The organism is Gemmatimonadaceae bacterium (assembly GCA_035606695.1).
Lineage (GTDB): Bacteria > Gemmatimonadota > Gemmatimonadetes > Gemmatimonadales > Gemmatimonadaceae > JAQBQB01.
In genome coordinates this window covers 13,971-40,950 of record DATNEW010000050.1, presented here as the reverse complement: position 1 = coordinate 40,950, position 26,980 = coordinate 13,971, and the positions used below count along the sequence as shown (strand labels likewise).

Sequence of the window (26,980 nt, the reverse complement as noted above, 5' to 3'; positions counted from 1 at the left end):
CGTCGACGCCCGCGTTGACCGAGCTTACCGGCGCTTGCCGCCGCCCAGGAGCATGAGAATGAACATGAACATGTTGAGCAGATCGAGATAGATCTGCACCGCGGCGATGACGTAGTCATCCTGGCCGAACGTGCCGCTGCGCAGGATACGCCACGTATCGAACACCAGCAGGCCCGAGAAGATCAGCACGCCGACGGAGGCGATCCACAGACCGGCCGCGACGCTCTGCACGAACATGTTGATGATCAACGCCGCGAACAGCACGAGCAGCCCGATCATGAAGAAGCTGCCCCACGCGCTGAAATCGCGCCGGCTCACGAGCGCGTACAGCGTCAATCCGCCGAAGGCGACGAGAGTCAGCGCGGCGGCCGACGTGACGGTGCCCGGTGCGCGCGCTTCGGTGAGCGCGAGGATGGGCGCCAGCCAGATGCCTTCGATGAACGTGAACAGCAGAGTGAGGATGACGTTCTTCGGAAAATCCCGCGCGGCGCGCTGCGCCATGATCAGCGGGATGAACATGCAGATGAACGTGATGAAGGGATGCTGCATCACGCCTTGCATCAGCGCCGGCTGCGTGAACGCGAAGGCCGAGCCGAGCATGGTGACGAGAATGCTCAGGAAAACCAGGCCGTAGGTGCGGCGAACGAGCGTCGCGCGTTCCGCGCCCGTGCGAACCTGAATGGCGGGTGCGTAGGAGAAACCCATGATGTCGAAGAACTCCGTTGGAGTAGACCTTATCGAAATAATACCCTGACGCGGGGCGGCGGTGCCAGCGGCTGAGGGCGCTGGGCGCCTGATGCTTGGCGCCGGGTGCCGGGCCCCTAATGCGACGAGGGTCCGCCGCGCGCGGTCACGGTCACGTCGCCGTTCATGGTGTGCATACGCACGACGCGGCTCGAGCTCCCGATCTGCGCGACGAGGTGCCCCCGTGTGACGGTGCTCGATCCGCCACTCGGCGTAAAGTCGCTATGGACGGAACCGTTGGTGACACGCAAGTCGAACGCGCCTTGCATGGTCGCCGGCAGGTCCGCGAAGATGCCGCCGTTCATCGTCTCGACCGAAATCGAATCGCTCGGCGCGAGCGAGTCGGTCGACAAATGCACGTCGCCGTTCATGGTCTTGAGCGAGAGCGGGCCGGACACGTTCGTCGCGCGCACGTTCCCGTTGAGCGTGTGAGCGCGAATGCCGCCGGTGACGCCGTCCGCGTCAACGGATCCGTTGGTGGCCTGGCCGTCCACGGCGACGCCCGGCGGGACTGCGACGACCATGTTCGCGACGGCGTCGCTCGAGCGATGGAACAGGCTGAACATTGCCAGGAAGCCGCCGCTTCGCGCGCCGCGATACCCGCGCGCGCCGCACCGGCCGCTCGAGCGCCACATGGCGCACACGTAGTAGTCGTTGCCGGCTCGCGTCACGGCGAAATGGATGTCGCTTTGGCGGCCGCGGCGCCATCTCGTGCTGCCGCTCACGACGACTTCGTTGCCCGCGGCGCGATGGACGGTGACGTTGCCCGAGCCGTCGAGGATGTGCACGACTGCGCCGGGTTGCATCGGTTGTGTCCAACGAAATGCGTCATCGTTCGAGCCGGCGCGACTGCACCCGGACATGGCGGCGGCGGCAACGGCGAGCGTGAAAACACGGCGGGTGATCATGGCATATCCTCCTGTTGGAGAATACGCGCGATCACCCGCCAAAGTTACTTGTGCTGCGACCGGCCGTTTACCGGCGGTTTATCGTTCCTCACTTCGGCGCTTCGCACCTCCGCTCGGAATTCCCCGGTTCAAGCGATTCAGGCTAGCGCTTTCTAAGCTCCACGTTGCCGTTCACTGTCTCGAGCTTGATGTGCGGGCCGCCCGCGCGGCCGATATGGGCGCGAATGTGCTTTGGGTCGAGCCGGCCGCTCACCGTCATCTCGAAGTTCGTGTTCAGCGAACCGTTCACGGTCTCGAGATCGACGTCGCCGCCGAATTCACCCGTAAACTCGACGATCACGTTGCCGTTGACGGTCTCGAACTTCATGTCCCCGTCCGAGTCGAGCTTGCCCAATTGTGCGCGGACGCTGCCGTTCACGCTCTCCGCGTTGACGCGCCCGCCGCTCGTCCCGACGCTCACTTCACCATTCACGCTCTCAGCGCGCACTTCAGAAGTGGCGCCGTCGACCGTCACGTCGCCGTTCACGGTTTCCATCTCGACCTTCACGCCGCGCGGCACGAGCACGCGAAACTCGACGCTCACGTCATTGTTCCGATTGCGCCGGCCGCCCGAGTTGTTGTTGTGGTCATCGTTGCAGCGCGTGGCATCGCCCCAGACGGCGCAGATCGTCACGTCGTCGCCATTCTTCTCGTTGAAGAAGTGCACGACGGATGGATCGCCGCGTCGCCAGTGCTTGGTCGCGACGACTTCGACGTTGTCGCTGGTCGACGCACCGACGGTGATCGGTCCGTTCAAATTCTTGACGTGAATCCAGCGCCCGGCCGGAACACGGCCGGTCCAGTTGAATCCGTCTCCGCTCTGACGCGTCTGCCCGGCCGCGGGCAGCCCAATGGTCGCGATGAGCGTGAGTGCTGCAAGAGAGCGTTTCATGGAGTTTCTCACCGGCTTCCCTGACGCAACCTAAGATCGCCGCTGACGGTGCTTACGTCGAGGCGCCGTCCACCGCCGCCGATCCGGGCACTCAGCGACCGCCTGCTCATACGTCCGTTGCCGAGCGTCACCGGAAAGTCGCTGTTCATGTCGCCGCTCACCGTGGACATCGTGAGATCGGCGCCGAAGTCGCGCGGCACTTCGAGCGTGATGTCACCGCTCACCGAATGAAAGTTGAAGGCGCCGTTGCCGGTGAGCTCGTCCACCGCGACGTCGATGTCGCCGCTCACGGTGTTCGCGCGAACCGCCGACGCATGCAAATGTTGAAGCTTGAGATCGCCGCTCACGCTGTTCGCGGAGACGTCGCCATGCGCGCCGTTCATGTCGATGTCTCCGCTCACCGTGTTGGCGGCGACGACCACGTTCGCGGGAACCGCCACATCGAGCGTCATGCTCACATGATCCCAGTCGCGGCCGTTGTGGCTGTGACTGTGGATGCCGTCTTCGTCGCAGCTGTCATCGCTGTCGTCACGCAGCACGCACACGTTGATGCCGCGCGAGGACTCGTGCACTTCCGCGTGAATTCGGCCGAAGCTGCTGCTGTTGCCGCGCTTGGTGCCGATCACCTCCACCTTTCCGCTCGTCGAGGGGATGACTCTCACGTCGCCATTGATGTTGCTGATGGAAACATTGCTGCCGGCGGCCAGCGCCTTTTCCCAGTGAAAGTCTCCGCCCTGCGCGAACGCGGGTGCGGCCAGCGCCGCGAGCAAGACAACCGAAGTAAACCGAGGCATGGTGGGGATCCTGTTCGTAGTGTGCGGTGTCGGACCGGTCAGGGCCGAGCCCCGCGTCCGTTGGATGAGACAGTCACATCGCCACTGAAGGTTTCAGCCGAAATGCGCGCGCCGCCGCCGTTGATCTCGAACGTGAGCCGCTTGGAGTTGGACGATCCGATGCCGTGCTCGCCCGGCCGCAGCGTGATCGGGAAATCGCTCTGGATCTCGCCGTTCCAGGTCGATACGGTGAGCTGCGCGCTCGCATCGCGCGGGATGTGCAGGCCGACGTCTCCCGAATTCGTCGAGAGATCGTATCGGCCGGCCTTGTCGATCGTTCCGTCATAGGTCACGTCGCCGCTCGTCGTCTTGGCACGGACGACTTTGGCCGTGACGCCGCGCATGTCGACGTCGCCGCTCACGGTCTGCACGTCGACGTCGCCGCGCACGTCGGACAGCTTCACGTCGCCGCTCGTCGATTGAATCGACACGTCGCCGTTGATCGCGCCGGCGCTGATGCCGCCCGACAGCGTGTTCACCGCGAGGCGAGTCGCGTCTTCGACGAGAACGTCGCCGCTCTGCGCGTACGCCTCGATTTCTCCACGCGTCCCGCGCACCGAGATGTCGCCCGACTGCGAGCGTAGAATCACGCGCACGCCGATCGGCACCGCGAGCTCGATGCGGTTGTCGCCTCCGTGCCGGTTGGTGATTTCGATGCTCATGCGCGCGGGCGACGATTCAAATTGCAGGTTGTTGTTGTCGCTCGACGCGCGCACGTGAACGGTGCCCGCCTGCGAGCCGGTGACGAGGATGTCGCCGTTGCCCGCGGTGACCGTCACGGTTCCGTTGCGATCGAACGCGACGGTCGTGTCGATGCGCGACCGCGCGTCGCTCCGAATCGTGTGCCGCTGCGCCGCGGCGTCGCGTGCCAGGCCGGTCGTGAGACCGAGCCCCAGCGCCAGCGACAGGACTACCGAAATGCGTTTCATGAAGCGCTCACATCCTCGTCGGCAGCGCGGCCGCCGTGCGGAGCAGTTGAACCTTGGTATCGAGCGCGTCGTTCAGCGACTCGATGAGGAAGCGGCTGTGCGGATCTTTCGCGAGCGCGATCCGGCACTGCACGATCGCATTGTCGATGATCGCGAGATTCTTGTCGATGACGGCCACCGTCCCCGAATCGAGATCGCCGCGGCGCGAATTCACGATGGTGCGAAGCCGCTTGATCTCGGAGCTGTAGGTCTGTTCGATGGAGGGTTTGGTTGAGACGGGGCGTATGGGCGTCGAGGCGTCGGGGTGTCGAGGCGTCGAGGCGTCGAGGCGTCGAGGCGTCGAGGCGGTTGGCGGAGAGATCGTTGCGACCTGAGTCGGCTGCGTTGGCGACTTCGATGGCGTCACGGCAACCGGCGGCGCAACAGACGCCATTGAACGCTTTGTCAGCTCGTGCGTGATGGTCGCCGTGACCGCGACCAACGCCGCCGCAGCGATACCGAACGCCACACGCCGTTTCCACGCCCCGACGCCCCGACGCCCCGACGCCCCGACGCCCAATTCAACCACCGGCGTCTCGATCCGATCCGCGATCCCATTCCACAAATCACGCGATGGCGTAAGCGCCGGCAAATTCGCCGCGTCGATACGCAGCTTGCGCAAGTCAGCGAGCAGAGCGCCACACTCGGCGCACGCCAGCGCATGCGCTTCCACGGCGGAGCGTGTCGGCTCGCTCACCTCACGCTCGAGAACATCCGCGAGCGCGTCGGCGAATTGACCACAATCGAACTGGCTCGAGTTTGGTGTCGTCATCGGTTCAGTGCCTCCCGCAACAGGAGTCGCGCACGGTGCAACTGCGCTTTCGTGGCCCCTGATGTCACGCCGAGCATCTCGGCGATTTCCTCGTGTTTGTAGCCTTCGACGTCGTGGAGGACGAAGACGCGGCGCGCGCCTGGAGGAAGCCGGGTGATCGCTTCCTCGAGATCGAGGAGATCGCCCGGGGCGAGCGGCATGCCGACCACACCAGCGTGGGCATCCATGCCGCCTGCTTCGTCATCGTTCTCCTCGAAGCGTGTGCGTTGCCGTCCATCCGTCTTTCGCGCGTTGAGCACGACGTTGACCGTGAGTCGATGAAGCCACGTCGCGAACGAGCTTTCGCCGCGAAAGAGATTCAGCTTTTGCCACGCACGGACGAAGACGTCCTGCGTGAGCTCCTCGGCGCGCGTGCGGTCGTTGACCATGCGAGCGCAGAGAGAATACACCTTGTTTACATGTTGTCGATATAGTCGCTCGAACGCGACTCGATCTCCGGCCGCCGCGCGCGCGACGTCCGAATCGCCGTTGCCGATGTGATTTGAAGATGCTTCGATAATGGCCACAGCAGCCATGTGTTCGGAAACTCCATCCAGACAATCACTTGGATGGTTCCGCGGGTCAGAAGGTTTGAACGGTGTCTCGAATCAGCTGAGGCAGGTCGGAAATGCTTTCCAGCCAATGACTTGGGTTACCGGGTTCGAGCTCGGTCCGGTGGAATGCGCCCCAGGTGGCCGCCACGGTGGCCACGCCGGCGGCATTTCCCGCCATCACGTCGTGCACCGAGTCCCCCACGAAGAGCGCTTGTTCGGGCGGACAGTTGAGCCGCTGCAGTGCTATCCATACGGGCTCGGGATCGGGCTTATGTCGAGTAGACGCGTCGAGGCCGACCACCGTTTCCATGCATGAGGCGAGGCCAACGAGCGCAAGCGCGCGATACGCCAGCCATTCGGACTTGCTCGTGACGACGGCGAGCTCGTGTCCGTGCGCCCGAAGCTCATGCACGGTCTCGACGACGTGCTCGTAGCAGCTGATCAACCGGTCATGATGCTCGAGCTGGTATTCGCGATACGCGGCGATGAGCGCGTCGCGATCGGCTTCGTCGCGGGCGAAGCGCATGAACATGGTCGGCAGTGGAATCCCGATCCCTTCGCGCCACGCGGCGTCCGAGATCCACTCGCGGCCGAGCTTTTCGAAGGCGTATCGCGCCGAGTTGACGATGAGCGTGATCGAATCGACCAAGGTTCCGTCGAGGTCGAAGAGGATGGCGGCGCGCGCTCGTGTGGCCATCACGGAAGCTAGCTGCTAGGATGCACCGCATGCCTGTCCCGACGGAGCTTCGGCGCCGCACGTTGATTCTCGTCGCGTCCATCGTCGGCCTGGACGTGGTCGTGATCGCGATCTACTACGCTCTGCACATTCGTGAGCGGCCGCTGAAGACGCAGGAGACGTTCGTGGCGGTGTGGGTGGTGCTCACGTTGTTGGTGGTGGTGACGCAGATGAAGGAGATTCGGAAGTTTCGGCGTCCGCGGTAACTGCATTGACCACGGACAATGGCGGACGTTCACGGACAGGCACGGAGATGGCGTTGAAAACAGTCTGAACGGCGTTTCAAGTTGCCTGCTTATTTGAGAACACCCTCGGGACGCTTCGTTCATGAAGCATCTCGAGGGTGTTCTCAAAAAGCTCCTCTCACCGGCAGTTGACTGCAGTTCACGCCGTCTCCGTGCCCGTCCGCCGTTGTCCGCCGTTGTCCGCCGTTTGTCCGCCGTACCGCTTGTCCGTGGTACCGTTTGTCGTAGTAACAAAAGAGCCCGACCTTTCGGTCGGGCTCTCGTTGTTCTGTGGAACCGTGAATTAGCGGCCGATCTTCGTTACGTTCTCGGCCGCGGGGCCCTTGGCGCCCTGGACGATGTCGAATTCGACGCGCTCGCCTTCGGCGAGGGTGCGGAAGCCGCCGCCCTGGATCGCCGAATGGTGGACGAAGCAATCCTTCTGACCACCCTCGGGCGTGATGAAGCCGAAGCCCTTCGCGTCATTGAACCACTTCACGGTGCCGGTAGTGCGTGCCATACCAATACTCCTAAGAATGTTGATGTGTCGTCGGAGTATCGGGGGAACCGTACATACCGACCCACAGTTACAGTGCCGCCCAACTTAGTGGGTTTGGTTTCCACGCGCAATAAACGTCTGGCGGACTGAGCCGAGGCCAGGTGGCGAACCCTGTTTCATCGCGTAGCTTCGGATCAGGGACCTGCGGGGTTCGGAACCGGGAGATCGCGGCGTGTCGAGAGCGTTCGTCAATGAAGATGCGGGATCGGGTGCTCCGCTCAAACGATATGTGCTGCCGGAGCGCGGCGATCCCTCATATGACGCCGTGGCCGCCGAAGTGCTGCTCGAGGCTGCCCGCGAGGGCGACACGGAAAGCGCCGAGCGCGCGACCGGCTACTACTGGGGCGAGCCGAAGCTCGAGGATCACGTCCGAAAGATTCTGCTTCGCGCGCAGGCGCAGGGCGACGATCGGCTCGAGACGCTCGCGCGACGCTTCCTGCGATAATCCGGGAAATTCGTCATTCTCGGCCTACGCACCGCTTCGGCTCGGGATGACGACACGACGACATGACGACAGGCTGGACGCCACGGCGCATTCCAACCATCTTGTCCCTTAGAACGTCTAAGGGAGCATCATGGCGCGTACGAACGTCGATCTGCTTCAGGGGACCCTCGACCTGATCGTGCTCAAGGCCCTCTCCTGGGGGCCGATGCACGGCTTCGGCCTTGCCCGCTGGATTCAGCGCACGACCGAGGACGCGCTTCAGGTGGAAGAGGGCTCGTTGTATCCGGCGCTCTATCGCATGGAGAATCGCGCGTGGATCAAGGCGCAGTGGGCGCTCACCGAGAACGGCCGCCGCGCCAAGTATTACAAGCTCACGGCCGCGGGCAAAAGGCAGCTCGCCGCCGAGCTGGCGACGTGGGCGCGCATGAGCGCGGCGATGGGAAAGATCGTCGCGGCCACCGACGCGCCGGGCTGACGGCCCATGACGCTCGACGACGATCGTCCGCCGCCATGGCGCCGCTATCTGCGACTCGCCCGCGAGAATCCCGCGCGCGACGTCGACGACGAGCTGTCGTTTCACCTGCAGTCCACGATCGATGAATTGCTTGCCGCCGGCATGACACTCGACGGAGCATGCGCCGCGGCGCGTGCGAAGTTCGGCGACGTAGAAGGCATCAGCAAAACGTTGTATTCGCTGAGTCAACAACGGGAGCGACACATGACGCGAGCGGAATGGATGGATGCGCTGAAGCAGGACGTCGCGTTCGGGCTGCGCCAGCTGAAGAAGGCGCCGGGATTCACGTGCATCGCGCTGATCACACTCGCGCTGGGCATCGGCGCCAACGCCGCGATCTTCAGCGTGGTCAATACGGTGCTCCTTCGCCCGCTGCCGTTCGCCAACACCGACCGCGTGTTGCGTCTGTCGCAGCGCAACGGCAACGACGAGATGTGGAGCGTGCCGTTCGGCAACTACGACACCTGGCGGCGCGAGGCGTCGGGCTTCGAGGAGATTGGCGCCCTGTTCGGCGGTGGACGGCGCACGCTGACCGGTCACGGCGATCCAACACCCATCCTCACGTACAACGCCAGCGCCGGCTATTGGAAAGTTCTAAAGATCAATCCCGTCGTCGGCCGGTACTTCACGGAGGCCGAAGACCGCGACGGTGGACCGCAAGTCGTGGTGTTGTCCGAGGCGCTGTGGCGAAACCGCTTCGGCGGAGCCCGCGACATCCTCGGCCGCAGCATCACGCTGAGCGGACAGTCGTATCAGGTCATCGGTGTCGCGCCGTCGCAGTATCTCCTGCAGCCACCCGACGAAGCCGCGTGGGTACCGCTTGCGGCGTCTGCCGCGCGCCTCAGCGATTTTGGCGACCACGAGCTCAGGGTCTATGGTCTCGTCAAGCGCGGCGTCGCTCCGACCGCCGCCGTCGCGCAGCTCCAGCAGATCGATACGCGGCTCGCGCACGAGCATCCACATTCGTTCTACGACGGCGGCATCATCGCGCGCACGCTCGAGGACGCGCTGTTCGGCGATTATCGCAAGAGCCTGTATCTGTTGATGGGCGCCGTCGCGGTCGTGCTGCTCATCGCCTGCGCGAACATCGCGAACCTGCTGCTCGCCCGCGCCACCGTGCGCCGCACCGAGATCGCCGTGCGCGGTGCCCTGGGCGCGAGCCGTCGTCGCATCATCGCGCAGCTGCTCGTCGAAAGCGTGCTGCTTGCGATCGGCGGCGCGGTGCTCGGTCTAGCCGTCGCGTATGCTGGAACGCGCTTCCTCGTGAGCAGTCCGCTGCCCGTGCCACGTCTGCACGACGCTCGGCTCGATTGGCCGGTGGTGCTGTTCACGCTCGGACTCGCGGTGTTCTGCGCGATCGTGTTCGGACTCATTCCGGCCATCCGTGCGGCACGCCTCGACCTGCAGCAGACATTGCGCGACGGCGGCCGCGAGTCGCGAGGCGGCGGCAACTATCGCGTGCGCCACGCACTCGTCATCGCACAGCTGTGCCTTACTCAAGTGCTGTTGGTGGGCGCCGGCCTGCTCATTCGCAGCGCGATAGCCGTGAACGCGGTCGACGTCGGCTTCAACACGAAGAATCTGCTGCTGTTCAGCACCGGATTGCCGAGCGCGCGATACGACGGTCCGGAACGGTTGGAGGCGGGACTCGAGCAGTTGACGGCCGGCATCGGCGCCATTCCCGGCGTGCGTGGGGTGACCTGGACGCAAACCGCGCCGATCTACGGCGGCGGATGGAACTGGACCGCGAAGCGCGAAGGCAGCGACGGGCACGACGCAGGCGCGGTGGTCGCCGACATGCGCTTCGTGAGTCCGGCGTACTTCACGACGCTCGAGCTTCCGGTGTTGCGCGGCCGCTCGTTCACCGCGGCCGACGGCGCCAAGGCGCCACTCGTCGCGATCGTCTCGCGCGGACTCGCGGACAAGCTGTGGCCGGGGCAGGATCCGGTGGGACGACGAATCTCGAATGGCGGCGATCGGTGGCGCGAGGTCGTCGGTCTCGCCGCGGACGTGCATTCCAACGGACCGCAGAACGCCGTTCCTGAAGTGATGTACATGCCCGCGGCGCAGTCGGGCAACAGCGGCGTGACGTTCATCGTGCGCGGCGGCGTTCCCGTGACGACCCTGATGCCCGCGATTCGCAACGCGGTGAAATCGGTCGACCCGCTGCTCGCGATATCCGGGGTCTCGACGATGGACGAGGCGGTGGGCAACCTCTTCGCGCTCGACCGATTCATGCGCTGGCTCCTCACACTCCTCGGCGCCACGGGTCTGGTGCTGGCCGTGGTCGGCATCTACGGCGTGATCTCGTACTTCGTCACGCAGCGGCATCACGAGATGGGCGTGCGCATCGCGCTCGGCGCGTCCGGCGCCTCCGTGCACTGGCTCGTGGTGCGCCAGGGACTGGTGTTGACGGCCATTGGCATTCTCGTCGGCGTTCCGGCAGCGCTTGCCGCGACACGTCTTCTCCAATCGTTCGTGTTTGGTGTGACCGTGCGCGATCCGGCGACGTTCGTCATCGTGGCTGGACTGCTCGCGGTCGTGGCCATCGTCGCGGGTTATATTCCCGCGCGACGCGCCACCCGCATCGATCCACTCGAAGCCTTGCGAGCATCATGAATTGTTGGGGATGGTTCCTCGCTGCGGCGCTTCGCACCTCCGGTCGGAACTCCGCTGAGAAAGTGTGCGCTGGATAACTCCGCTGGTCCTGGGCGTTGCACTGGTTCTGCTTGGCGCGTTCATCGCGCTGCGGCCGTTGTTCACGCATTTCGCGACGCTCACGGGGCCGCGGTGGCTCGACGTAACCTTTGCGTTCGTCTTCATTTTCCGCGGCTACCTCAACATCAAGACCGCGCTTCAACGGCGCGCGAAGGCGTTGGCACAGGGCTAGCTACCAGCCGCGGCGTATGACGCAGACGAACCAACCCAAACGCACGCACGCGGCATTCACCGAGATCGTCATTCGCAGCCTCGGTGAATTCGTCGACCGCGTGACGCCGGCCGAACCCGACGCCGTGTCGGGCCGCCGCCGCGACACGGGCGTGTATCGCGGCGCGCCGCATGCCAACGCGCCGATCCTCACGTCGTTGGATCGACTGGGAGGCACGCATCCGCCGCACACCAAGGCGGAGCTCGAGGAGCACGTGCTGCGCAACTACATTCGCTACGCACGGCCGCACGTCGACGGCAGCTCGACGAACGATTGGGAGGAGCTGTTCTCCGCGCAGCACCACGGGGTGCCGACGCGACTGCTCGACTGGACGTACTCGCCGCTCGTCGCCGCGTTCTTCGCCACGCGGCCGAGCCGCCAGGACGAGCACGATCGCGCGGTGTGGCGGCTGGACTGGCAGCGGGTGCATCGCGGATTCAAGCTGCCACCGCTCGCGCTGCTGCCGCGGGACCTCGACGACATCTTCGGCGAAGGCAAGCACGCGACGCCGTGGCAACTCTTCAACCGCAAGTCGGACAAAGACGCATTCGCCCTGCTGGTCGAGCCGCCGTCGCTCGACCAGCGCATCGTCGCGCAGGCCGCGGTGTTCACGATGTGCAGTGATCGCACGCGCTCGTTCGACGAATTCCTTCGAGCGCACGATCTGGCCGACGCGCTCACGAAGTACATCATCCCCGCGGACGTCGTCGATCTCATGCGTGATCAGCTGGATCTGGTGGGCGTCGATGAGCGCCGGCTCTTCCCCGATCTGGATGGTGTCGCCGCGGCAATCAGGCGTTACTACGCCTAGCGCCGCGGTGGGAAGTTCGGCGCGCGCCGATGTTATCTTCTCGCCATGGTTTTTTTCAAAAGAAAGAAGAAGGCGCCAGAGGAGGTTCAGCGCCTCGATTGGAAGCTGATGGAGCGGGGCGCGATCGCGTTGTACTATCGGTCCGCGGTGCTCTCCGCCGACATCGGGTGGTTCAAGCAGCAGACGTACGTCGTGCATGAGCTGAACGCGGCGACGTGGGCCACGCCCGATGCATTTCACGACGACGTCAAACGCGTACTCGGATTTCCCGACTACTACTCGCGGAATCTCGCGTCGTGGGTCGATTGCCTGCCGGAGCTCGAGGTGCCGGATGAAGGCGGAATGCTCCTCGTCTTCCGGCGCTACGACGTGTTCGCGAAGGCGCAGCCGCAGCTTGCACAGACGATCCTGGACAGCATCGAATCCACCTCGCGGCGCTTTCTGCTCACCGGGCGCCGGCTCATCGCCCTGGTGCAATCCGACGATCCACGCATTCGCTTCGAGCGTGTCGGTGCGCTGCCCGTCACCTGGAATCCGCGCGAATGGCTCGAGACAGACCGCGGACTGGGCCGCGGGGACTAGTCGTTCTCCTCGGCGAAAGGGGGTCCCTCGACTCGCTAACGCTCGCTCGGGATGACAGGCGCCAGTTGCTTTCGCCGCGACGGCGGGGAAGTTTAGACACGGCGTTCGTCCACCCACTTCACCATCGCCTCCGAGATGCGTCACGCACTCCTCTACAGCGGCGCCTACGAGTCCAATTACAACGGGCTCAAGCCAGGCACCACGTCGTACACGAGCACCGACGGCTCGACCCGTCCGCTGGTGTGGCCGGACAAGATCGACGGCGTGCGCGTCGGCTACATGGAACGGTCGGGGAAGAAATTCTACGCCGTCCGCGTTCAGTACGACGATCACGACATCGTGCTGGAGACGCCGGTGCACGTCGATCCGGAGCGCCATCTCAACGCGCGCCGCTTCACCGCGGATCCCATGCGCATCACCGACGATGAAGCGTCGGCCCTGCTCGACGACATCATTCGCGACAATCCGGACAAGCAGCCGGAGCTCGCGATGATGATCAACAAGATCAATCAGGTTCGGCGCGCCGCGCGGCAGCAGAGCCCCGAGTCGTAAGCGACCGTTCCACTTCGCCGGCGGCACGCTGGCCGCTGGTGATCGCGCCTTCGACGGTGCCGGTCGCACCGTCGGCGCCCGTTGCTTCGCCGGCGAAGAACAACGTGCCGCGAAGCGGTTTGGCGAGCGCGTCAGGCGCGTTCGCGCCCCCGACGGTTTGGTAGCTGTACGCGCCGCGCGAGAAGGGATCGTGAATCCAGTCGTGCGTCCATGCCGCCTCGACCAGCCCGCGCATGCGGCGCGCGGGAATCTTGAATTGTCGTGACAGCGCGTTGATCGCGGCGTCCTCGATCTGTTCCGAGGCCAATTGTGAGAGCTCGCGCGCGCCCGGACCGCCGTGCCAACCGACCATGATCGGCGCGGTGACGGGATACGACGTCCACCAAATCGGAAATTGTTCGTCGTTCGTGTGGACGAAGCTCGCAGTGTCAAAATCCTCGGTGCCGACCTGTTTCGCGAACCACTCCGTCGCCCAGAAGCGTTCGGTGAAGCGTAGCGTGATGCGAACGACCGCGCCCATGTCTATCTGGTCCAGGGCCGGCCGTTTCGCTCGCAGATCGGGATCGAATTCGATGGCGCCTGTTTCGCCGGGCGACGCTTGGAGCACGCTCGCCGGGACGGCGACGATCGCGGCGCGCGCATCGATCGCCGGACGGGCACGACCGTCGGGATGCGCCGCCTCGACCGACACGTTCCCCGGGGCCCATCGCACTCGCGTCGCGATCGCCGACGTCCGAATGCGGTCGCCAAGTGGTGATGCGAGCCATTCGATGACGCGGTCGTAGCCGTCGAGGACGCGGCCGATGCGTCGTTCGCGCACGTCGCCGCGGGGGCTGCCGCCATCGGCGAGGGCACGCTCGCTGATGCGCGCGGGATCCGCCGCGTGAAAGCCCTGCACGAACTGCAGCGTCAAGCGGCGTTCGTTCGCCAGCCGCCTGCCTCCAGGGCGTGTCTTTAGAAAATCATCAAGCGAGCGATCGGGTGTTCGCTTGGCATCGAGCCGCCGCATGACCGTGTCGAGCCGCCGCCAGAAATCATCCATGCGCCGAATGCTGTCACCGGCGATCTGCCACCGGCGTCCGCTGATGTCGTACGAGGCCAGGCGCGCGCGATGCAGAATGCTCTGGGTTTCGGTCGCGCTGCCGTGAATGAATTCGGCGCCCAGCTCGATCGGTATGGGAGTGCTGCGGTCGCGCAGCGTGAAGACGCGGCCGCCGACGCGTTCCCGCGCCTCGATGACGAGCACGTCGTATCCGCGTTCGTCAAGCGCATGTGCGGCGGCCAGTCCCGCCGCGCCCGCGCCGATGATGACGACGTCCGCCTTATTGGTCGTTCGGTGCATACGTGTCCAATGTAGGAAGCAAGTATCCGGCTCTCCGCGAGCCTGCTCTCGCAATCCCCCGGTTCACCGGCTAAATTGCATGGGTAACGAGCAGTAACCAGCAAGCTCCTTATTCCCTTCGCCCCCTGACATAATGGACGGCACTACCGCCCAGGCGATTTATCGCGAAGAAAAGGCTCGCGCGCTTCAGGAACGTCGGATTTCCCACGCGCAGCTGATGGCCGAAGCAAAGGAAGCATTCGCTAAGATGTTGGCCGACGCGCAGTTAGCCCGTAAGGGCGGCCGGCCGAAGAGCAATCCCAACGCACCGGGTGCCGCCGCCAAACCAGCTGCGCCAAAGCCCGTTGCCGTGGCTCCGGCGCCTGCCAAAAAGGCCGTTCCGGTGAAAGCCGCCGCGGTGAAGGTGGTGCAACCAAAGGCCAAGCCCGAGGCTACCAAGCTCAAGGCGGTCCCGGCCAAGAAGGCGTCGGCGACCAAGGTTCGCGTCACCGCCAAGCGTGCCCAGCCGGTGAAAGTCTCCGCCAAGAAGCCGGCGAAGAAGGTCGCGCCCGCGCAGGCACGCGCGAAGAAACCGCTCGCTCGTACGAAACCGACGAAGAAGCGGTAGTTTCTTCGGCCGATGCGCGTCCGTCGCGTAGTCATCGGCCTCGTAGCGGGATTCATCATCGGAAGCGCGATCGGGAGCTCAGGCAACCCGATCGCGCTTCGCGTTGCCGACGCCTTCCAGCCAGTTGGCCAGCTGTGGGTCAACGCGATCCGGATGACGATCGTGCCGCTCGTCGTCTCGCTCCTGTTCGTCGGCATCGCGTCGCATCACGCCGCGGACGACGTTGGGCGCATCGGCGGCGCCACCATCGTCACGTTCTTCGCGCTCCTCGTGTTCGCCGCGGCGGTCGCGCTGGCCCTCGCGCCGTCGCTCATCGCCGACATGAAGCTCGACCCCAATGTGGCCGCCACGTTGCGCGCCGCCGCGCAGTCGAGCGCGACACAGACCTCGCAGCAGGTCACGCAACTGCCAGGATTCGGGGCATGGGTCACTGGACTCGTGCCGGTGAACGCGCTCAAAGTGGCGGCCGACGGCGCGATGCTGCCGCTCATCGTCTTCACACTCCTCTTTGCGCTCGCGAGCCGCCGCATCGACGACGCACTGCGTGCCGCCCTCGTCGAATTCTTCGGCGCCGTCGCCGCCGCAACGACGACGATCGTCGACTGGATCATCTACGTTGCGCCGATCGGCATCTTTGCGCTCGTGCTCGGCGCGGCGAGCCGGGCCGGAGTGGCGCTCGCCGGGGCGATGGCGTACTACGTGCTTGCGATCTCCGCGCTGCTCGTGCTGTTCGCACTGCTCATGTATCCGATCGCGACGTTCGTCGGCCGCATTCCCCTGGGCTGGTTTACGCGCGGCGTGTTTCCGGCGCAAGCGGTGGCGCTGAGCTCGAGCTCCTCGCTCGCATCGCTGCCCGCGCTCGTCGAAGGATCGCGCGCACTCGGCCTGCCGGTGCAGGTGGGCGGCTTCGTGTTACCGCTGGCGGTATCCGCGTTCAAGGTGGCGACGCCGATCACGTGGATGATGGGCACGTTGTTCCTGGCCAAGCTGTATGGCGTCACGCTCGGCACCGGCGCGCTCGTCACGCTCGCGCTCACGTCCGTGGCGCTGAGCCTCACCATTCCCGGCGTTCCGCAGGGCGCTCAGCTGCTCCTGGCGCCGGTCCTCGTGAGCTACGGCATTCCTGCCGAAGGCATCGCGCTGCTGATTGCGGTCGACACGATTCCAGATCTCTTTGGCACGATGACGAACGTCACCGGCGATCTGATCGTCGGCACGGTCGTCGGACGACACGCGGTTGCGGACACCGTGGACGCGACCGCATCATCTGTTCATGCGTGACGGAGACTTTCATGTTCGGGGCAAGGAGATCTCCCGCGTCGAGGGGTTGAGCGACGCCGTGTTCGGATTCGCCATCACCTTGCTCGTGATCTCGCTCGAAGTTCCGAAGTCGGCCGACGAAGTGTTGTACGCGATGCGCGGGTTGCTGGCGTTCGCCGCGACGTTCTTTCTGCTGTTCATGATCTGGCGAACGCAGTTCACGTTCTTTCGCCGGTATGGGCTCGAGGACAATAGGACGGTGTTCCTCAACGCCGTGCTGATGTTCACGGTGCTGTTCTTCGTCTATCCGCTGAAGTTCGTCTTCTCGACGATCGTCGAGCGCCTGCTCTGGCACACGGCGCTCCGAGGCCGAGTGCAGCCGGAGAGCTTCAACAGCCGTGGCATGCTGCTGTTGACGGTTGCGTTCGGCCTGGGCTTCGCCGCCGTCTTCGGCGTGTTCTCGATGATGTACGCACACGCCTACCGGCTGCGCGACCACCTGAAGCTCAATCCCGTCGAGGTGTACGACACGGAAGGCGCCATGCGCGCGACGCGGAACGCGACGGTCATCGGGGTCGTGGTGGCGGCGTCCAATGCCGCCATGGTGCTCGTCGGGCCGGACAACGACGCGATCGCCTACGCCACGATCGTCGCGATGTTCGGCCTCATTTTCCGGCAGGTGCGGTTTCGCCGGCAGCGCGTCACGGGCCGCCGCGCGATTCTCGCCACCATGGCGCAGGCATCGACGTGAACCGCGTCCGCTCGCTGGCCGTCGCGATACCGCTGGCCGCGGCATGTGGCACATCGGACAATGCCGCGACGAAGCAGGCGGTCGCGTCATCATCCGCGCCGGCCATCGCCGCGGTCGGCAGCTCGCAGTGCCCGTCGACCGGTCTCTGGGCGCAATGCTCGGTCTTGTATCGTCTCGATCGCGCCGGTGTCGCGCCTCGCCTCGATTCCACGGCGAAGCCCGAGGAAAAGCGGCTCACGGGAACGAGCTTCCTGGTGAAGATCGGCCGCATCGCATCGCTCGACGTCTTCATCTACCCCGACTCGATGGCGCGCCGCGTCGACGGCGCCAAGCTCGATACGACGCAATTCGTCGATGGACAGGCAACACAAACCATTCGCCGCGAGCGAACGTTGATTCAGAACGGCAATCTCATCGCGCTGCTGACGAGTCTCAACGAACGCCAACGCGAGCGCGTCGCAAACGCGTTGGGCGCCGGCGCGCCGCAGCCGGGGTCGCAATGAGAGCCGGCGCACGAGTCGTCGTTTTCGCCGTGGCGGTCGTCGCCGGCACGTCGTGCACGATACCGTTCGCGCACCGCGGTGCGCCCGATCCCAATCGTCCGGTCCCGGACAGCTTTCTCGTCTCGTTCGAGACGAGCCGAGGACGATTCGACGTGATGGCGCGGAAGGCGTGGGCGCCGAATGGCGTCGATCACTTTTACACGCTGGTCGGCAATCGATACTATGACGGCGCGCGCTTCTTTCGCGTCGTCAAGAATTTCGTCGCGCAGTTCGGTCTTGCCGCCGATCCCGAACGAACGGCCGCGTGGCGTTTGCGTGCGATCGCCGATGAGCCGGTGAAGCACACCAACGCGCGCGGCGTCATCGCCTACGCGCGTGGCGGGCCGGGCACGCGCTCGACGCAGCTGTTCATCAATCTCAAGGACAATGCGCGGCTCGACACGTTGAACGGCTTTGGATTCCCACCCATCGCTGAAGTCGTATCGGGCATGGACGTCGTCGACTCGTTGTATTCGGGCTACGGCGAAGCGACGCCGCGCACCGGCGCGATCGCGGGGCGCTCGGGTCCGTCGCAGGATTCGATCGGACGCCAGGGCAACGTCTATCTCCAACGTGGGTGGCCAAAGCTCGATTACATCAAGCGCGCGCGTATCGTGCACGAGTGGCGTGGAGCGGACGAGCCGTGACGTCGGCGGCCGCTCACGGCGCGGAGCTCAAGAAGGAGCTCGGCTTACGCGATCTCGTGCTTCAGCAGATCGTGTACGTCGTCGGCGTCACATGGGTGGGCGCGGCCGCGAAGCTCGGCCACGCGCAAGTTATTTTCTGGCTCGCCGCGATTGTCCTGTTCTACTTGCCGCAGGCCGCCGTGGTGATCGATCTCTCGCGACGCATGCCGCTCGAGGGTGGACTGTATCAGTGGGCGCGCCTGGGGTTGGGTGAGCTGATCGGATTTCTCGTCGCGTGGAATTTGTGGGTGTACGGTGTCGTGCTGATCGCGACGATCGGACTCATTGTCGGCACGGCGTTGTCCTACGCCTTCGGCCCGAGCGCCGGCTGGTTGGCCACGAACAAGACGTTCACGCTCGTGCTCAACGCGTTTCTGTTGGCCGCATTGATGGTGTTGGCCGTGCGGGGATTGGGTGTGAGCAAGTGGCTGCACAACGCGGGAAGCATCGGGCTGCTGCTGGCCTTCGCGGCGTTGATCATTTTGCCGTTGGTGCACATGGCGCGCGGCGGAACGCCAGAGCCCGCGCCGTACTCGGTCGCCATGCCCGCGCTCTCCCTGCTCAGCATCAACATCTTCAGCAAGCTCGCGGTCGGCGCGTTGAGTGGATTTGAATACGTCGCGGTCCTGGCGGGCGAGACGAAGGATGCGTCACGCACGATCGCGAAGGCGACGTTGATCGCGGCGCCGATCATTGCGCTCATGTTCATCTTTGGAACGAGCTCGGTGCTGGCGTTCATTCCGATCGACCGCATCGACCTGGTCGGGCCGATCCCGCAGGTGTTGCGCGCCGGGATTGGATCGCTGGGCGTGGGCGCCGTCCTGGCCGTGGTGGCGATTCTCCTGGTCACCGGCCGTACGATCACCAATACGAGCATCCTGCTCACGGCGACGTCGCGCATGCCGATGGTCGCCGGCTGGGATGATCTTCTACCGCGCTGGTTCACGACGTTGCACCCGAAATACCGCACACCGATCAACTCGATCCTCTTCGTGGGCGTCATCGCGGTCGCGTTTGGAGCGGCGGGCATCTCCGGTGTCGGCCGGCAGGAAGCCTATCAATTGCTCGACAACGCGGCCGGCATCTTTTACGGACTGACCTACATCGTGATGTTCGCCATCCCGCTATTCGGTCTTCGGAACGCGCGACCGCGGCCGAGTCCCGCGCTGCGTGTGGCCGCGGCGTCGGGATTTGCGGTGAGCGTCCTGTACGTCGTGCTGTCGATCTTCCCGATCATCGACGTGCCGAGCTGGTGGAGCTTCGCGGCGAAGATCTCTGGCGTGGTCATCGCATTGAATGCGGTCGGACTGGCGATCTACGTGGCAGCCGCGCGACGCCGAGCGATTCGCGCGGCGGCGTTCGCCGAGTGAGCAGCATGCGCGCCCTCAGCGTCCTGCTCATGGCCGCCGTACACGCGCTTCCTGTCGCGGGGCAACAATCGGATTCGGCGCGGTGCGACTCGATCGTTGGCGCGTCACGCGCCGACAGCGTCCAGGCGGCGCTGTTTCTATCGGTTCGCCGAGTCGACGGGCCACCGTTCGTCGGCGAGCAAGCACACCGCATTCTCACGAGCATCGGGTCCGGGTTCGTCGCACCGCGGCCATTCCGGTTGAACGTGTTCTCCGGTCCCTCGCTCGCGCGAACGCTGCGTGTTCGCGGCGGGGACACGGCAGTGACCCTGCGCGCGCCCACGGTTACCGCGATCTATCGCGTCACCACGTCAGCCGCGGGCATCGAGGAAATACTCGTCACGCGCGCCGGGCTCATGACGGGGTTCGACTCCGCCGCGGTGGATGCCATTCGGACGGGAGCGGTCGCCAATCCCGCCTTCGCACCGCTGAGTGGCGACTACACGACGAGCTTCAACGTGGTCTGGTCCACCGACTCGACGGCCGGCGCCATGCGATTGGCGTCCGCGCAATTCCCACGAATGCCGGTGGTGGACGCGAGCGCGCTGGAGAACGACCCACCACCTCCATTCCCGCCGGCAGCGCGCGCGAACGATCTCGACGAAGGCGAAGTCGTGCTGCGGTTTGTCATCGACCTGGACGGGTTGCCGAATTTCGACACCATCGAGCTCGTTCGCTCGACGGATGCGAGCTTTACCCGCGCCGCGCTCGTGGCGCTGTCGAAGCATCGCTTTCGGCCGGCGACCATTCGCGGGTGCGCGGTCGCGCAGCAGGTCGAGTACGCGATGACATTCTCGCTTCCCGAGCCGCCGACGCATTGACGGACGAGGCCTTCGGCTGTCCATTTGCCCCGTCCGGCTGGCTGGTCAACCTCCCCACTCTGACCGGGAACCATGGCAGCACCGCTTCCGCTACTACCAGAGCAACGCAGCTTCGGCGAGACGCTTCGCCCCGACAACTGGTGGCTTCAGCCCGTCGTCGTCTTCACGATCCTCGGCGCGTTCGTCGTCTACGCGACCTGGGCGGCATTTCAAAACGCTCATTACACGTATGGGCCGTACCTGTCGCCCTTTTATTCGCCGGAGCTCTGGGGCGATCCGCGCACGGCATGGTTCGGCGCGAAGCCCGGTTGGTGGCCGGGACTGCTGCCGTTCTCGCCGGCACTGATCATCCTGCCGTTTCCCGGCCTCTTTCGATTCACCTGCTACTACTATCGCGGCGCGTACTACAAGGCCTTCTGGGCCGATCCGCCGAACTGCGCGGTCGGTGAGCCGAGAAAGTCGTATCTCGGCGAGCGGTCGTTTCCGCTGATTCTCCAGAACGTGCACCGCTATTTCATGTACATCGCGGTGATCTTCCTGTTCATTCTCGCGCACGACGTGTGGCGCGCGCTGTGGTTCGATGACGGGGCCGGCGGCGTGAAGTTCGGCGTTGGCGTCGGCACGCTCGTCCTCGCGCTCAACACCGTGCTCCTGAGCTGCTACACGCTCGGTTGCCACTCGATGCGCCACATCGTCGGCGGATTCTTCGATCAGCTCTCGCGCCACCCCGTGCGGAAGAAAGCGTACGACTGCTCGAGCTGTCTCAATCGGTGGCACATGAAGTGGGCGTGGATGTCGCTGGTCGGCGTCGCGTTCGCGGACCTCTACGTTCGGCTGTGCTCGATGGGCATCTGGCACGACTGGAGGCTGTTTTGATTGTTGGTGATTGTTCCTCACTACGGCGCTACGCCCCTCCGCTCGGAATTCCGCAATAATGAGTTTTGTAGAATATCAAACTACTGAACACGACGTACTCGTCATCGGCGCGGGCGGCGCCGGCCTGCGCGCGGCGATCGAAGCGTCGGCGCACGGCGTCAAGGTCGGTCTCGTCTGCAAATCGCTGCTCGGCAAAGCGCACACCGTGATGGCCGAGGGCGGCATGGCCGCGGCGATGGGCAACGTCGACGATCGCGACAACTGGCGCGTGCACTTCGCCGACACCATGCGCGGCGGGCAGTACATCAACAACTGGCGCATGGCCGAGCTGCACGCGAAGGAAGCGCCCGATCGCGTGAAGGAGCTCGAGGCGTGGGGCGCAGTGTTCGATCGCACCGCCGACGGCCGCATTCTGCAGCGCAACTTCGGCGGCCACCGGTATCCGCGTCTGGCGCACGTCGGCGACCGCACCGGCCTCGAGCTGATTCGCACGCTGCAGGATCACGGCATCCATCAAGGCATCGACGTCTTCATGGAGGTCACGGTCGTCACCCTCCTCAAGGACGGTGACCGCATCGCCGGCGCTTTTGCCTACGACCGCGAGCGCGGCCGTTTTCGTCTGTTTCAGGCAAAATCGGTCATCCTCGCCACGGGCGGCGTCGGACGGGCGTTCAAGATCACGTCGAACAGCTGGGAGTACACGGGCGACGGCCATTCACTCGCCTACCATGCCGGCGCGGCGCTCCAGGACATGGAGTTCATCCAGTTCCATCCCACCGGCATGATCTGGCCGCCGAGCGTGCGCGGCATTCTCGTGACGGAAGGCGTGCGCGGCGAAGGCGGCGTATTAAAGAATCGTGATGGCAAGCGATTCATGTTCGAGAACATCCCCGACAACTACAAGGCGCAAACCGCCGACAATCCCGAAGAAGGGTGGAAGTACACGCAGGGCGACAAGAATTCGCGGCGCCCGCCCGAGCTGCTCACGCGCGACCACGTGGCGCGCATGATCGTGCGCGAGGTGCGCGAAGGACGCGGCTCACCGCACGGCGGCGTGTTCCTCGACATCTCGTGGATCAAGGAAAAGCTCCCGAACGCCGAGGAGCACATCAAGCGCAAGCTGCCGAGCATGTATCACCAGTTCATGCAGCTGGCGGGCGTCGACATCACGAAGGAACCGATGGAGATCGGCCCGACGTGCCACTACATCATGGGCGGCGTGCGCGTCGACGGTGAATCGCAGATGTCGACCGTCCCCGGACTCTTTGCGTGCGGCGAAGTCGCCGCCGGGCTGCACGGCGCCAATCGACTCGGCGGCAACTCGCTGTCGGATCTCATCGTGTTCGGCAAGCGCGCGGGCGAACATGCGGCATTGTTCGCCAAGCAAAACGGCGCGGCGAAACCAAATCAGGCCGACGTGGATGACGCGGCGCGCATGGCACTCGCGCCATTCAATCGTGAGAGCGCGGAAGGACCGTATCAAGTGCAGGAAGCCCTGCAGGAAGTGATGCAGGACAACGTCAACATCGTTCGCGCGCAGGAGCAGATGGAATTCGCGCTCGGCGAGGTCGGCAAGCTCAAGCACCGCGCCGAGCAGGTCGGTGTGAAGGGCAATCGCGAGTACAATCCGGGCTGGCACACCGCGCTCGATCTGAAGAATCTGCTCACGGTGTCCGAGGCGATCACGCGCTGCGCGATCGAACGCAAGGAAAGCCGCGGCGGACATTTTCGCGATGACTATCCGGAGAAGGATCCGGCGTACGCGACGTTCAACCTCGTCGTGCAGAAGGGACGAGGAGGCGACGGAGAGATGGAGCTGCGCCGCGAGCCGATCGCGTCCATGCCCGAGCATCTGAACGCCGTGATCGAGGAGATGAAATGACGGCTCCGGGTGGGCGACCAAACGATGCATTCACCGCCGCGCAGCAAGCACAGGATGCGGCCGCGAAGCACACGACGCGCACGTTCAAGATCTGGCGCGGCGATCAGGGCAAGGGCGCATTCGTCGAGTACCAGCAGGACGTCGTCGAGGGCATGGTGGTCCTCGACGCGGTCCACGAGATCCAGGCGACCCAGGCGAACGACCTGGCCTGCCGCTGGAACTGCAAGGCCGGCAAATGCGGATCATGCTCGGCGGAAATCAACGGCATGCCGAAGCTGATGTGCATGACGCGCCTGGCCGAGCTCGACGTGGACGCGCCGGTGACGATCGAGCCGATGCGCGCCTTTCCGCACGTGCGCGATCTCGTGACCGACGTGTCCTGGAACTACGAGGTCAAGAAGAAGATCAAGAAGTTCACGCCGCGTCCGCCGGACGCCGCGGACGGCACGTGGCGCATGCAGCAGAGCGACATCGATCGAGTGCAGGAATTCAGAAAATGTATCGAATGCTTTCTGTGCCAGGATGTCTGCCATGTCCTGCGCGACCATCACAAGCATGATGGGTTCATCGGCCCGCGTTTCCTGGTCCATACCGCGGCGATGGAGATGCATCCGCTCGACACGGCGGATCGCGTGCCCGAGCTGCGCAAGGAGTTCGGGATCGGCTACTGCAACATCACCAAGTGCTGCACCAAGGTGTGTCCCGAGCACATCACGATCACCGACAACGCGATCATTCCATTGAAGGAGCGCGTCGTCGATGAATACTTCGATCCGATCGGCAAGCTGGTGAAGATCTACTCGCGGCGGAAGAAGTAGGACTCCTTCGTCGGGACGGGGGTCCCTCGACTCCGGCGCTACGCACCTCCGCTCGGGATGACATTATTTGGGCAAATACCGTGCGGGGATCGGCATATCCGGCCGCTCGCCTTGCCAGTACACCGTCACGACCCACCAGCGCGTGCCGTCGTTCAACATCTGAATGCTGTTGATCCCGCGCGCGAACGGCGTCGAGTCGTTCGCCTGGCGGCGGGACTCGTACGTGCTGAATGCCTCGGTGATCGTACCGAACGTGTCGGCGGTGCGCTTGATCTCGCGCTCGAAGAAGCCATTCTCGTCCATGCTCGTCTTCACGGCGTCTATGTACTCGTCCGGCGTGTACACCACGGTCGTCGCCTTGTGGTCGGGCCCGATGCGCGTCGGAATGAGTCGCGCGCCGGGAACGAACAGCGAGTGAAAGCGATCCCAGTCGCGTCGCTGGCACGCCGGACCTGAGATCGACTCGTACAGTGCGGCGACGATCGCGTCCTGCGTCGCGACGTCTTTCGGATCCGCCGTCGTGCGCGGCGGCGGCTCTACGTACGTCTTGCATCCTTCGGGCGGCGCGCCCCGCGGCACCGCCTGCATGCGAAACGTCTTTGCGACCGGCGGGCTGCCCGTCACCTCCATCACCCCTCGGAAATACATGCCCGACTTCTGCGCGCGCACGAGAAAGTCGAGATGCTCGGGCTGGTCGGTCATCGCCTTCACGAATTCGAAGTCGCCCGTGTTCGCCCGCATCCCGGTCTCCGTGCCCGGCGGGACGATCGGCACATACTGGCGATCGTACTGCGCGAGGGCCGCGCTGTCGTGCGCGTTGAACGCCGAGAGCCATCCCGCGAACACCTTGCCGACGGGCGTGGATGGAATAGTGCTCTGTGCGGCGGCGTTCGCGGCCGCGAGAACGGTCAGGCTCGTGAGCAGGCGCCAGCGCATGCGACCCTCGAGGCGTGAGTGGAAGGATCTGAGAATACGGCGCGCGTCGCCTCTATTGCAACCGGTCGCCACCGCGCCACATTTCACGATGACACCGGACCCCGGTGAGAGGAGACCCCGGATGCAATTGAAACCAATCACTCGCGAAGGCATTCCCGCCGCGCTCGAGAAAGCCGAGCGGTATCGCTTGCTCAACGATTCGTCGGCGGCGGAAAGCATTTGTCTCGACGTGCTCGACGTCGACCCCGACAATCAGGAAGCACTGATCTCGCTGCTGCTGTCGATCACCGATCAATTCGTCGACGAGATGTCGGACGGCGTGCGGCGCGCGCGCGCGGTGCTCCCGCGGTTACGCGACGAGTACGATCGCCACTACTATGCGGGCATCGTCTCCGAGCGACGGGCGCGCGCCTATCTGCATCACGGCGCGCTGGGTTCCGCGGACGTGGCGTCGGAAGCGTTTCGCGAAGCGATGGGTCACTACGAGCGCGCCGAGCACATGCGGCCGCCGAGCAACGACGAGGCGATTCTTCGCTGGAACACGTGCGTGCGCATGCTCGGCCGTCACGAGCGGGCACCGGCGCATCAGGAGTACGAGCCCGCGCTCGACGACTGAGCGTTCGTCAGAGATTCTCGCGAACGTTGCGTTTGAAGTCCGCGATCGCTTTTTCGTTCCGCTTGTAGAACGTCCACTGCTTGATCCGTTTTGCGTCGACGAGCCGCGACGCGACGAGCAGGCGCATGTGCTGGCTCACGGTCGGTTGGCTGACGCCCAGCTTCTCCGCGATCAACACGCCGCACACGCCGTCGGTCTCGAGATCGCCGTCGATCTGCGCGCGGAAATGTTTCGCCGGCTCCTTGAGCCAGTGCAGAATCTGAAGGCGTCGCTCGTTGTCGACGGCGGTCAGGCAGCGGAGGAGATGCGCCGAGCTGAATCGCGGATGCGCGGCGCTCATGTGAAGCTCATGTGAAAGTCATGTGAATTGCACCGCGGTCGTATTGCCGCCGCTGATTACGACGGCCACGCGTTCGTTCGCGGCCGGCACGTACTTCCCCGAGAGCAACGCGGCAAACGCCGTCGCACCGCCCGGCTCGGCGACGATGCGCAGCGCGTTCCACAGGAAATGCTGCGCGGCCCGAATGTCGTCGTCGGAGACGAGCACCGCGCCGGCGATCACCGGCTTCACGACGTCAAACACGTGCGTGCCGACGCTGCGCGGCGCGAGCGAATCGGCCGCGATGCACGTCGTGTCGATGTCGGTGTTCACGGGGCGTCCGGCCTCGAGCGCCCTGGACAGTGTCGGCGCGCCCGTGGGCTCGACGCCGAAGACGCGTACCCGGTGCTGATACCAGGCGGCGACACCGCCGAGCAATCCGCCGCCGCCGACGGCGACGAGCACCGTGTCGGCGTCGGGAACTTGCTCCTCGAGCTCGACGGCGACCGTCGCCTGGCCGAGCATTGTTTCGCGCTGATCGAAGGCGTGCACGGAGAGAACGTCGCGGTCCGCCGCCCAGGCTTCGCTCGCCGCGAGTGCGTCGGCATACGACGCACCGCCGAGGACGAGCGTCGCGCCGTACGAGCGAATGCGGTCGATCTTGGCGGGTGACGAGATGACCGGCGCGAAGATCGTGGCGGGAATGCCGAGCTGCTGCGCGGCGTACGCGACGGCGGCGCCGTGGTTGCCGCCGGTCGCGGCGAAGACGCCTTCGGGTGGAATGTCGCGGAGGAGCAGGTTGGCGAATGCGCCGCGCACCTTGAATGAGCCGGAGTGTTGCAGCAGCTCGAGCTTGACCGTGGCGGGCGGAGCGCCGGCCGCGTCCAATTCGATGACCGGCGTGCGGCGAATGTAGGGGGCGATGCGTCGCGCCGTATCGCGAACAGCGTCGGCGGTGATGAACGGCGCGGACGTCCGGACGTCGTCGGGCACTGCGGGTAGCGGCATCGGTTT

At 64.9% G+C, this 26,980-nt stretch carries 32 protein-coding genes; 19 read left to right on the top strand and 13 right to left on the bottom strand.

Features of this window, described 5'->3' with window-relative positions; translation table 11 throughout:
• Positions 1-24 precede the first annotated feature (24 nt).
• The 8 genes from VN706_24960 to VN706_24925 form a co-directional block, all read right to left on the bottom strand.
• Positions 25-705: a Bax inhibitor-1/YccA family protein gene (locus VN706_24960; GenBank protein ID HXT18900.1), complete on the bottom strand. Its 681-nt coding sequence runs from the start codon at positions 703-705 to the stop codon at positions 25-27.
• A 116-nt stretch (positions 706-821) separates the two neighbouring features.
• Positions 822-1,652, bottom strand: coding sequence for a DUF4097 family beta strand repeat-containing protein (locus VN706_24955; protein HXT18899.1), 831 nt, complete (start codon positions 1,650-1,652; stop codon positions 822-824).
• Between the two features lie 142 nt (positions 1,653-1,794).
• Positions 1,795-2,583: a hypothetical protein gene (locus VN706_24950; GenBank protein HXT18898.1), complete on the bottom strand. Its 789-nt coding sequence runs from the start codon at positions 2,581-2,583 to the stop codon at positions 1,795-1,797.
• A gap of 8 nt (positions 2,584-2,591) precedes the next feature.
• On the bottom strand, positions 2,592-3,377 hold the full coding sequence (locus tag VN706_24945; GenBank protein ID HXT18897.1) for a DUF4097 family beta strand repeat-containing protein: 786 nt from the start codon (positions 3,375-3,377) through the stop codon (positions 2,592-2,594).
• Between the two features lie 38 nt (positions 3,378-3,415).
• Positions 3,416-4,345, bottom strand: coding sequence for a DUF4097 family beta strand repeat-containing protein (locus VN706_24940; protein HXT18896.1), 930 nt, complete (start codon positions 4,343-4,345; stop codon positions 3,416-3,418).
• Between the two features lie 7 nt (positions 4,346-4,352).
• Positions 4,353-5,156, bottom strand: coding sequence for a zf-HC2 domain-containing protein (locus VN706_24935; GenBank protein ID HXT18895.1), 804 nt, complete (start codon positions 5,154-5,156; stop codon positions 4,353-4,355).
• Entirely contained in the window at positions 5,153-5,731 is a 579-nt protein-coding gene (locus tag VN706_24930) for an RNA polymerase sigma factor (protein ID HXT18894.1), read from the bottom strand. Before VN706_24930 ends, VN706_24935 begins: the two co-directional genes overlap by 4 nt.
• A 46-nt stretch (positions 5,732-5,777) precedes the next feature.
• Entirely contained in the window at positions 5,778-6,446 is a 669-nt protein-coding gene (locus VN706_24925; protein ID HXT18893.1) for an HAD-IA family hydrolase, read from the bottom strand.
• 29 nt (positions 6,447-6,475) lie between these two features.
• Between VN706_24925 and VN706_24920 the strand changes: the two genes are divergently transcribed.
• Complete coding sequence (locus VN706_24920; protein HXT18892.1) at positions 6,476-6,691, top strand: hypothetical protein; 216 nt, start codon at positions 6,476-6,478, stop codon at positions 6,689-6,691.
• A 322-nt stretch (positions 6,692-7,013) separates the two neighbouring features.
• Here VN706_24920 and VN706_24915 read toward each other — a convergent pair whose 3' ends face one another.
• Positions 7,014-7,229 (bottom strand): cold shock domain-containing protein, encoded by a 216-nt coding sequence (locus tag VN706_24915; GenBank protein HXT18891.1) that lies wholly within the window; start codon positions 7,227-7,229, stop codon positions 7,014-7,016.
• A gap of 211 nt (positions 7,230-7,440) precedes the next feature.
• Between VN706_24915 and VN706_24910 the strand changes: the two genes are divergently transcribed.
• From VN706_24910 to VN706_24880, 7 genes are all read left to right on the top strand, one after another.
• Entirely contained in the window at positions 7,441-7,713 is a 273-nt protein-coding gene (locus tag VN706_24910; protein ID HXT18890.1) for a hypothetical protein, read from the top strand.
• Positions 7,714-7,843: 130 nt separating this feature from the next.
• Positions 7,844-8,188: a PadR family transcriptional regulator gene (locus VN706_24905; protein ID HXT18889.1), complete on the top strand. Its 345-nt coding sequence runs from the start codon at positions 7,844-7,846 to the stop codon at positions 8,186-8,188.
• A 6-nt stretch (positions 8,189-8,194) separates the two neighbouring features.
• Entirely contained in the window at positions 8,195-10,846 is a 2,652-nt protein-coding gene (locus tag VN706_24900) for an ABC transporter permease (GenBank protein HXT18888.1), read from the top strand.
• A 64-nt stretch (positions 10,847-10,910) separates the two neighbouring features.
• Positions 10,911-11,117 (top strand): hypothetical protein, encoded by a 207-nt coding sequence (locus tag VN706_24895; protein HXT18887.1) that lies wholly within the window; start codon positions 10,911-10,913, stop codon positions 11,115-11,117.
• A 16-nt stretch (positions 11,118-11,133) separates the two neighbouring features.
• On the top strand, positions 11,134-11,967 hold the full coding sequence (locus tag VN706_24890) for an FRG domain-containing protein (protein HXT18886.1): 834 nt from the start codon (positions 11,134-11,136) through the stop codon (positions 11,965-11,967).
• Between the two features lie 45 nt (positions 11,968-12,012).
• Entirely contained in the window at positions 12,013-12,549 is a 537-nt protein-coding gene (locus VN706_24885; protein ID HXT18885.1) for a barstar family protein, read from the top strand.
• Positions 12,550-12,684: 135 nt separating this feature from the next.
• A complete protein-coding gene (locus VN706_24880) occupies positions 12,685-13,101 on the top strand; it encodes a hypothetical protein (GenBank protein ID HXT18884.1) in 417 nt (138 codons plus the stop codon).
• Here the strand turns inward: VN706_24880 and VN706_24875 are convergent.
• Positions 13,055-14,443, bottom strand: a complete 1,389-nt coding sequence (locus VN706_24875; protein ID HXT18883.1) for an NAD(P)/FAD-dependent oxidoreductase — start codon at positions 14,441-14,443, stop codon at positions 13,055-13,057. The two genes, VN706_24880 and VN706_24875, sit on opposite strands and share 47 nt — an antisense overlap.
• 133 nt (positions 14,444-14,576) lie before the next feature.
• Here VN706_24875 and VN706_24870 point away from each other — a divergent pair, with 133 nt between their 5' ends.
• The 10 genes from VN706_24870 to VN706_24825 all read left to right on the top strand — a co-directional run bounded on the left by VN706_24870 (position 14,577) and on the right by VN706_24825 (position 24,095).
• Positions 14,577-15,050, top strand: a complete 474-nt coding sequence (locus VN706_24870; GenBank protein ID HXT18882.1) for a hypothetical protein — start codon at positions 14,577-14,579, stop codon at positions 15,048-15,050.
• A 12-nt stretch (positions 15,051-15,062) separates the two neighbouring features.
• Positions 15,063-16,331 carry a cation:dicarboxylase symporter family transporter gene (locus tag VN706_24865; GenBank protein HXT18881.1) on the top strand — a complete coding sequence of 423 codons (1,269 nt, stop codon included), beginning with the start codon at positions 15,063-15,065 and terminating at the stop codon, positions 16,329-16,331.
• Positions 16,324-17,061: a TMEM175 family protein gene (locus VN706_24860; GenBank protein HXT18880.1), complete on the top strand. Its 738-nt coding sequence runs from the start codon at positions 16,324-16,326 to the stop codon at positions 17,059-17,061. Before VN706_24865 ends, VN706_24860 begins: the two co-directional genes overlap by 8 nt.
• Complete coding sequence (locus VN706_24855; protein ID HXT18879.1) at positions 17,058-17,564, top strand: hypothetical protein; 507 nt, start codon at positions 17,058-17,060, stop codon at positions 17,562-17,564. The genes VN706_24860 and VN706_24855 overlap by 4 nt, the downstream gene beginning before the upstream one ends.
• Positions 17,561-18,250 carry a peptidylprolyl isomerase gene (locus VN706_24850; GenBank protein ID HXT18878.1) on the top strand — a complete coding sequence of 230 codons (690 nt, stop codon included), beginning with the start codon at positions 17,561-17,563 and terminating at the stop codon, positions 18,248-18,250. The genes VN706_24855 and VN706_24850 overlap by 4 nt, the downstream gene beginning before the upstream one ends.
• Positions 18,247-19,659: an APC family permease gene (locus VN706_24845; protein ID HXT18877.1), complete on the top strand. Its 1,413-nt coding sequence runs from the start codon at positions 18,247-18,249 to the stop codon at positions 19,657-19,659. The genes VN706_24850 and VN706_24845 overlap by 4 nt, the downstream gene beginning before the upstream one ends.
• A 5-nt stretch (positions 19,660-19,664) precedes the next feature.
• A complete protein-coding gene (locus tag VN706_24840; GenBank protein ID HXT18876.1) occupies positions 19,665-20,519 on the top strand; it encodes an energy transducer TonB in 855 nt (284 codons plus the stop codon).
• Positions 20,520-20,591: 72 nt separating this feature from the next.
• Positions 20,592-21,395 (top strand): hypothetical protein, encoded by an 804-nt coding sequence (locus tag VN706_24835; protein HXT18875.1) that lies wholly within the window; start codon positions 20,592-20,594, stop codon positions 21,393-21,395.
• 58 nt (positions 21,396-21,453) lie between these two features.
• On the top strand, positions 21,454-23,277 hold the full coding sequence (locus tag VN706_24830) for a fumarate reductase/succinate dehydrogenase flavoprotein subunit (GenBank protein HXT18874.1): 1,824 nt from the start codon (positions 21,454-21,456) through the stop codon (positions 23,275-23,277).
• Positions 23,274-24,095, top strand: coding sequence for a succinate dehydrogenase/fumarate reductase iron-sulfur subunit (locus VN706_24825; GenBank protein ID HXT18873.1), 822 nt, complete (start codon positions 23,274-23,276; stop codon positions 24,093-24,095). The genes VN706_24830 and VN706_24825 overlap by 4 nt, the downstream gene beginning before the upstream one ends.
• Positions 24,096-24,158: 63 nt before the next feature.
• On the opposite strand, the gene VN706_24820 is transcribed toward VN706_24825, so the two are convergent.
• Entirely contained in the window at positions 24,159-25,031 is an 873-nt protein-coding gene (locus tag VN706_24820) for a hypothetical protein (GenBank protein ID HXT18872.1), read from the bottom strand.
• Between the two features lie 121 nt (positions 25,032-25,152).
• Between VN706_24820 and VN706_24815 the strand changes: the two genes are divergently transcribed.
• Complete coding sequence (locus VN706_24815; GenBank protein HXT18871.1) at positions 25,153-25,647, top strand: hypothetical protein; 495 nt, start codon at positions 25,153-25,155, stop codon at positions 25,645-25,647.
• A gap of 7 nt (positions 25,648-25,654) precedes the next feature.
• Here VN706_24815 and VN706_24810 read toward each other — a convergent pair whose 3' ends face one another.
• Both VN706_24810 and VN706_24805 read right to left on the bottom strand, forming a co-directional pair.
• Complete coding sequence (locus tag VN706_24810) at positions 25,655-25,987, bottom strand: helix-turn-helix transcriptional regulator (GenBank protein HXT18870.1); 333 nt, start codon at positions 25,985-25,987, stop codon at positions 25,655-25,657.
• A gap of 18 nt (positions 25,988-26,005) precedes the next feature.
• On the bottom strand, positions 26,006-26,974 hold the full coding sequence (locus VN706_24805; GenBank protein ID HXT18869.1) for a threonine/serine dehydratase: 969 nt from the start codon (positions 26,972-26,974) through the stop codon (positions 26,006-26,008).
• Positions 26,975-26,980: the final 6 nt, after the last annotated feature.

What these genes read in the sequence shown, in the direction of transcription:
- VN706_24820 (HXT18872.1), bottom strand. Translation starts at nt 25,031, where the DNA reads ATGCGCTGGCGCCTGCTCACGAGCCTGACCGTTCTCGCGGCCGCGAAC.
- VN706_24890 (HXT18886.1), top strand. Translation starts at nt 11,134, where the DNA reads ATGACGCAGACGAACCAACCCAAACGCACGCACGCGGCATTCACCGAG.
- VN706_24825 (HXT18873.1), top strand. Translation starts at nt 23,274, where the DNA reads ATGACGGCTCCGGGTGGGCGACCAAACGATGCATTCACCGCCGCGCAG.
- VN706_24840 (HXT18876.1), top strand. Translation starts at nt 19,665, where the DNA reads ATGCGCGCCCTCAGCGTCCTGCTCATGGCCGCCGTACACGCGCTTCCT.
- VN706_24940 (HXT18896.1), bottom strand. Translation starts at nt 4,345, where the DNA reads ATGAAACGCATTTCGGTAGTCCTGTCGCTGGCGCTGGGGCTCGGTCTC.
- VN706_24860 (HXT18880.1), top strand. Translation starts at nt 16,324, where the DNA reads ATGCGTGACGGAGACTTTCATGTTCGGGGCAAGGAGATCTCCCGCGTC.
- VN706_24935 (HXT18895.1), bottom strand. Translation starts at nt 5,156, where the DNA reads ATGACGACACCAAACTCGAGCCAGTTCGATTGTGGTCAATTCGCCGAC.
- VN706_24885 (HXT18885.1), top strand. Translation starts at nt 12,013, where the DNA reads ATGGTTTTTTTCAAAAGAAAGAAGAAGGCGCCAGAGGAGGTTCAGCGC.
- VN706_24875 (HXT18883.1), bottom strand. Translation starts at nt 14,443, where the DNA reads ATGCACCGAACGACCAATAAGGCGGACGTCGTCATCATCGGCGCGGGC.
- VN706_24870 (HXT18882.1), top strand. Translation starts at nt 14,577, where the DNA reads ATGGACGGCACTACCGCCCAGGCGATTTATCGCGAAGAAAAGGCTCGC.
- VN706_24805 (HXT18869.1), bottom strand. Translation starts at nt 26,974, where the DNA reads ATGCCGCTACCCGCAGTGCCCGACGACGTCCGGACGTCCGCGCCGTTC.
- VN706_24850 (HXT18878.1), top strand. Translation starts at nt 17,561, where the DNA reads ATGAGAGCCGGCGCACGAGTCGTCGTTTTCGCCGTGGCGGTCGTCGCC.
- VN706_24920 (HXT18892.1), top strand. Translation starts at nt 6,476, where the DNA reads ATGCCTGTCCCGACGGAGCTTCGGCGCCGCACGTTGATTCTCGTCGCG.
- VN706_24810 (HXT18870.1), bottom strand. Translation starts at nt 25,987, where the DNA reads ATGAGCGCCGCGCATCCGCGATTCAGCTCGGCGCATCTCCTCCGCTGC.
- VN706_24945 (HXT18897.1), bottom strand. Translation starts at nt 3,377, where the DNA reads ATGCCTCGGTTTACTTCGGTTGTCTTGCTCGCGGCGCTGGCCGCACCC.
- VN706_24830 (HXT18874.1), top strand. Translation starts at nt 21,454, where the DNA reads ATGAGTTTTGTAGAATATCAAACTACTGAACACGACGTACTCGTCATC.
- VN706_24925 (HXT18893.1), bottom strand. Translation starts at nt 6,446, where the DNA reads ATGGCCACACGAGCGCGCGCCGCCATCCTCTTCGACCTCGACGGAACC.
- VN706_24900 (HXT18888.1), top strand. Translation starts at nt 8,195, where the DNA reads ATGACGCTCGACGACGATCGTCCGCCGCCATGGCGCCGCTATCTGCGA.
- VN706_24865 (HXT18881.1), top strand. Translation starts at nt 15,063, where the DNA reads ATGCGCGTCCGTCGCGTAGTCATCGGCCTCGTAGCGGGATTCATCATC.
- VN706_24930 (HXT18894.1), bottom strand. Translation starts at nt 5,731, where the DNA reads ATGGCTGCTGTGGCCATTATCGAAGCATCTTCAAATCACATCGGCAAC.
- VN706_24835 (HXT18875.1), top strand. Translation starts at nt 20,592, where the DNA reads ATGGCAGCACCGCTTCCGCTACTACCAGAGCAACGCAGCTTCGGCGAG.
- VN706_24905 (HXT18889.1), top strand. Translation starts at nt 7,844, where the DNA reads ATGGCGCGTACGAACGTCGATCTGCTTCAGGGGACCCTCGACCTGATC.
- VN706_24955 (HXT18899.1), bottom strand. Translation starts at nt 1,652, where the DNA reads ATGATCACCCGCCGTGTTTTCACGCTCGCCGTTGCCGCCGCCGCCATG.
- VN706_24915 (HXT18891.1), bottom strand. Translation starts at nt 7,229, where the DNA reads ATGGCACGCACTACCGGCACCGTGAAGTGGTTCAATGACGCGAAGGGC.
- VN706_24815 (HXT18871.1), top strand. Translation starts at nt 25,153, where the DNA reads ATGCAATTGAAACCAATCACTCGCGAAGGCATTCCCGCCGCGCTCGAG.
- VN706_24950 (HXT18898.1), bottom strand. Translation starts at nt 2,583, where the DNA reads ATGAAACGCTCTCTTGCAGCACTCACGCTCATCGCGACCATTGGGCTG.
- VN706_24880 (HXT18884.1), top strand. Translation starts at nt 12,685, where the DNA reads ATGCGTCACGCACTCCTCTACAGCGGCGCCTACGAGTCCAATTACAAC.
- VN706_24960 (HXT18900.1), bottom strand. Translation starts at nt 705, where the DNA reads ATGGGTTTCTCCTACGCACCCGCCATTCAGGTTCGCACGGGCGCGGAA.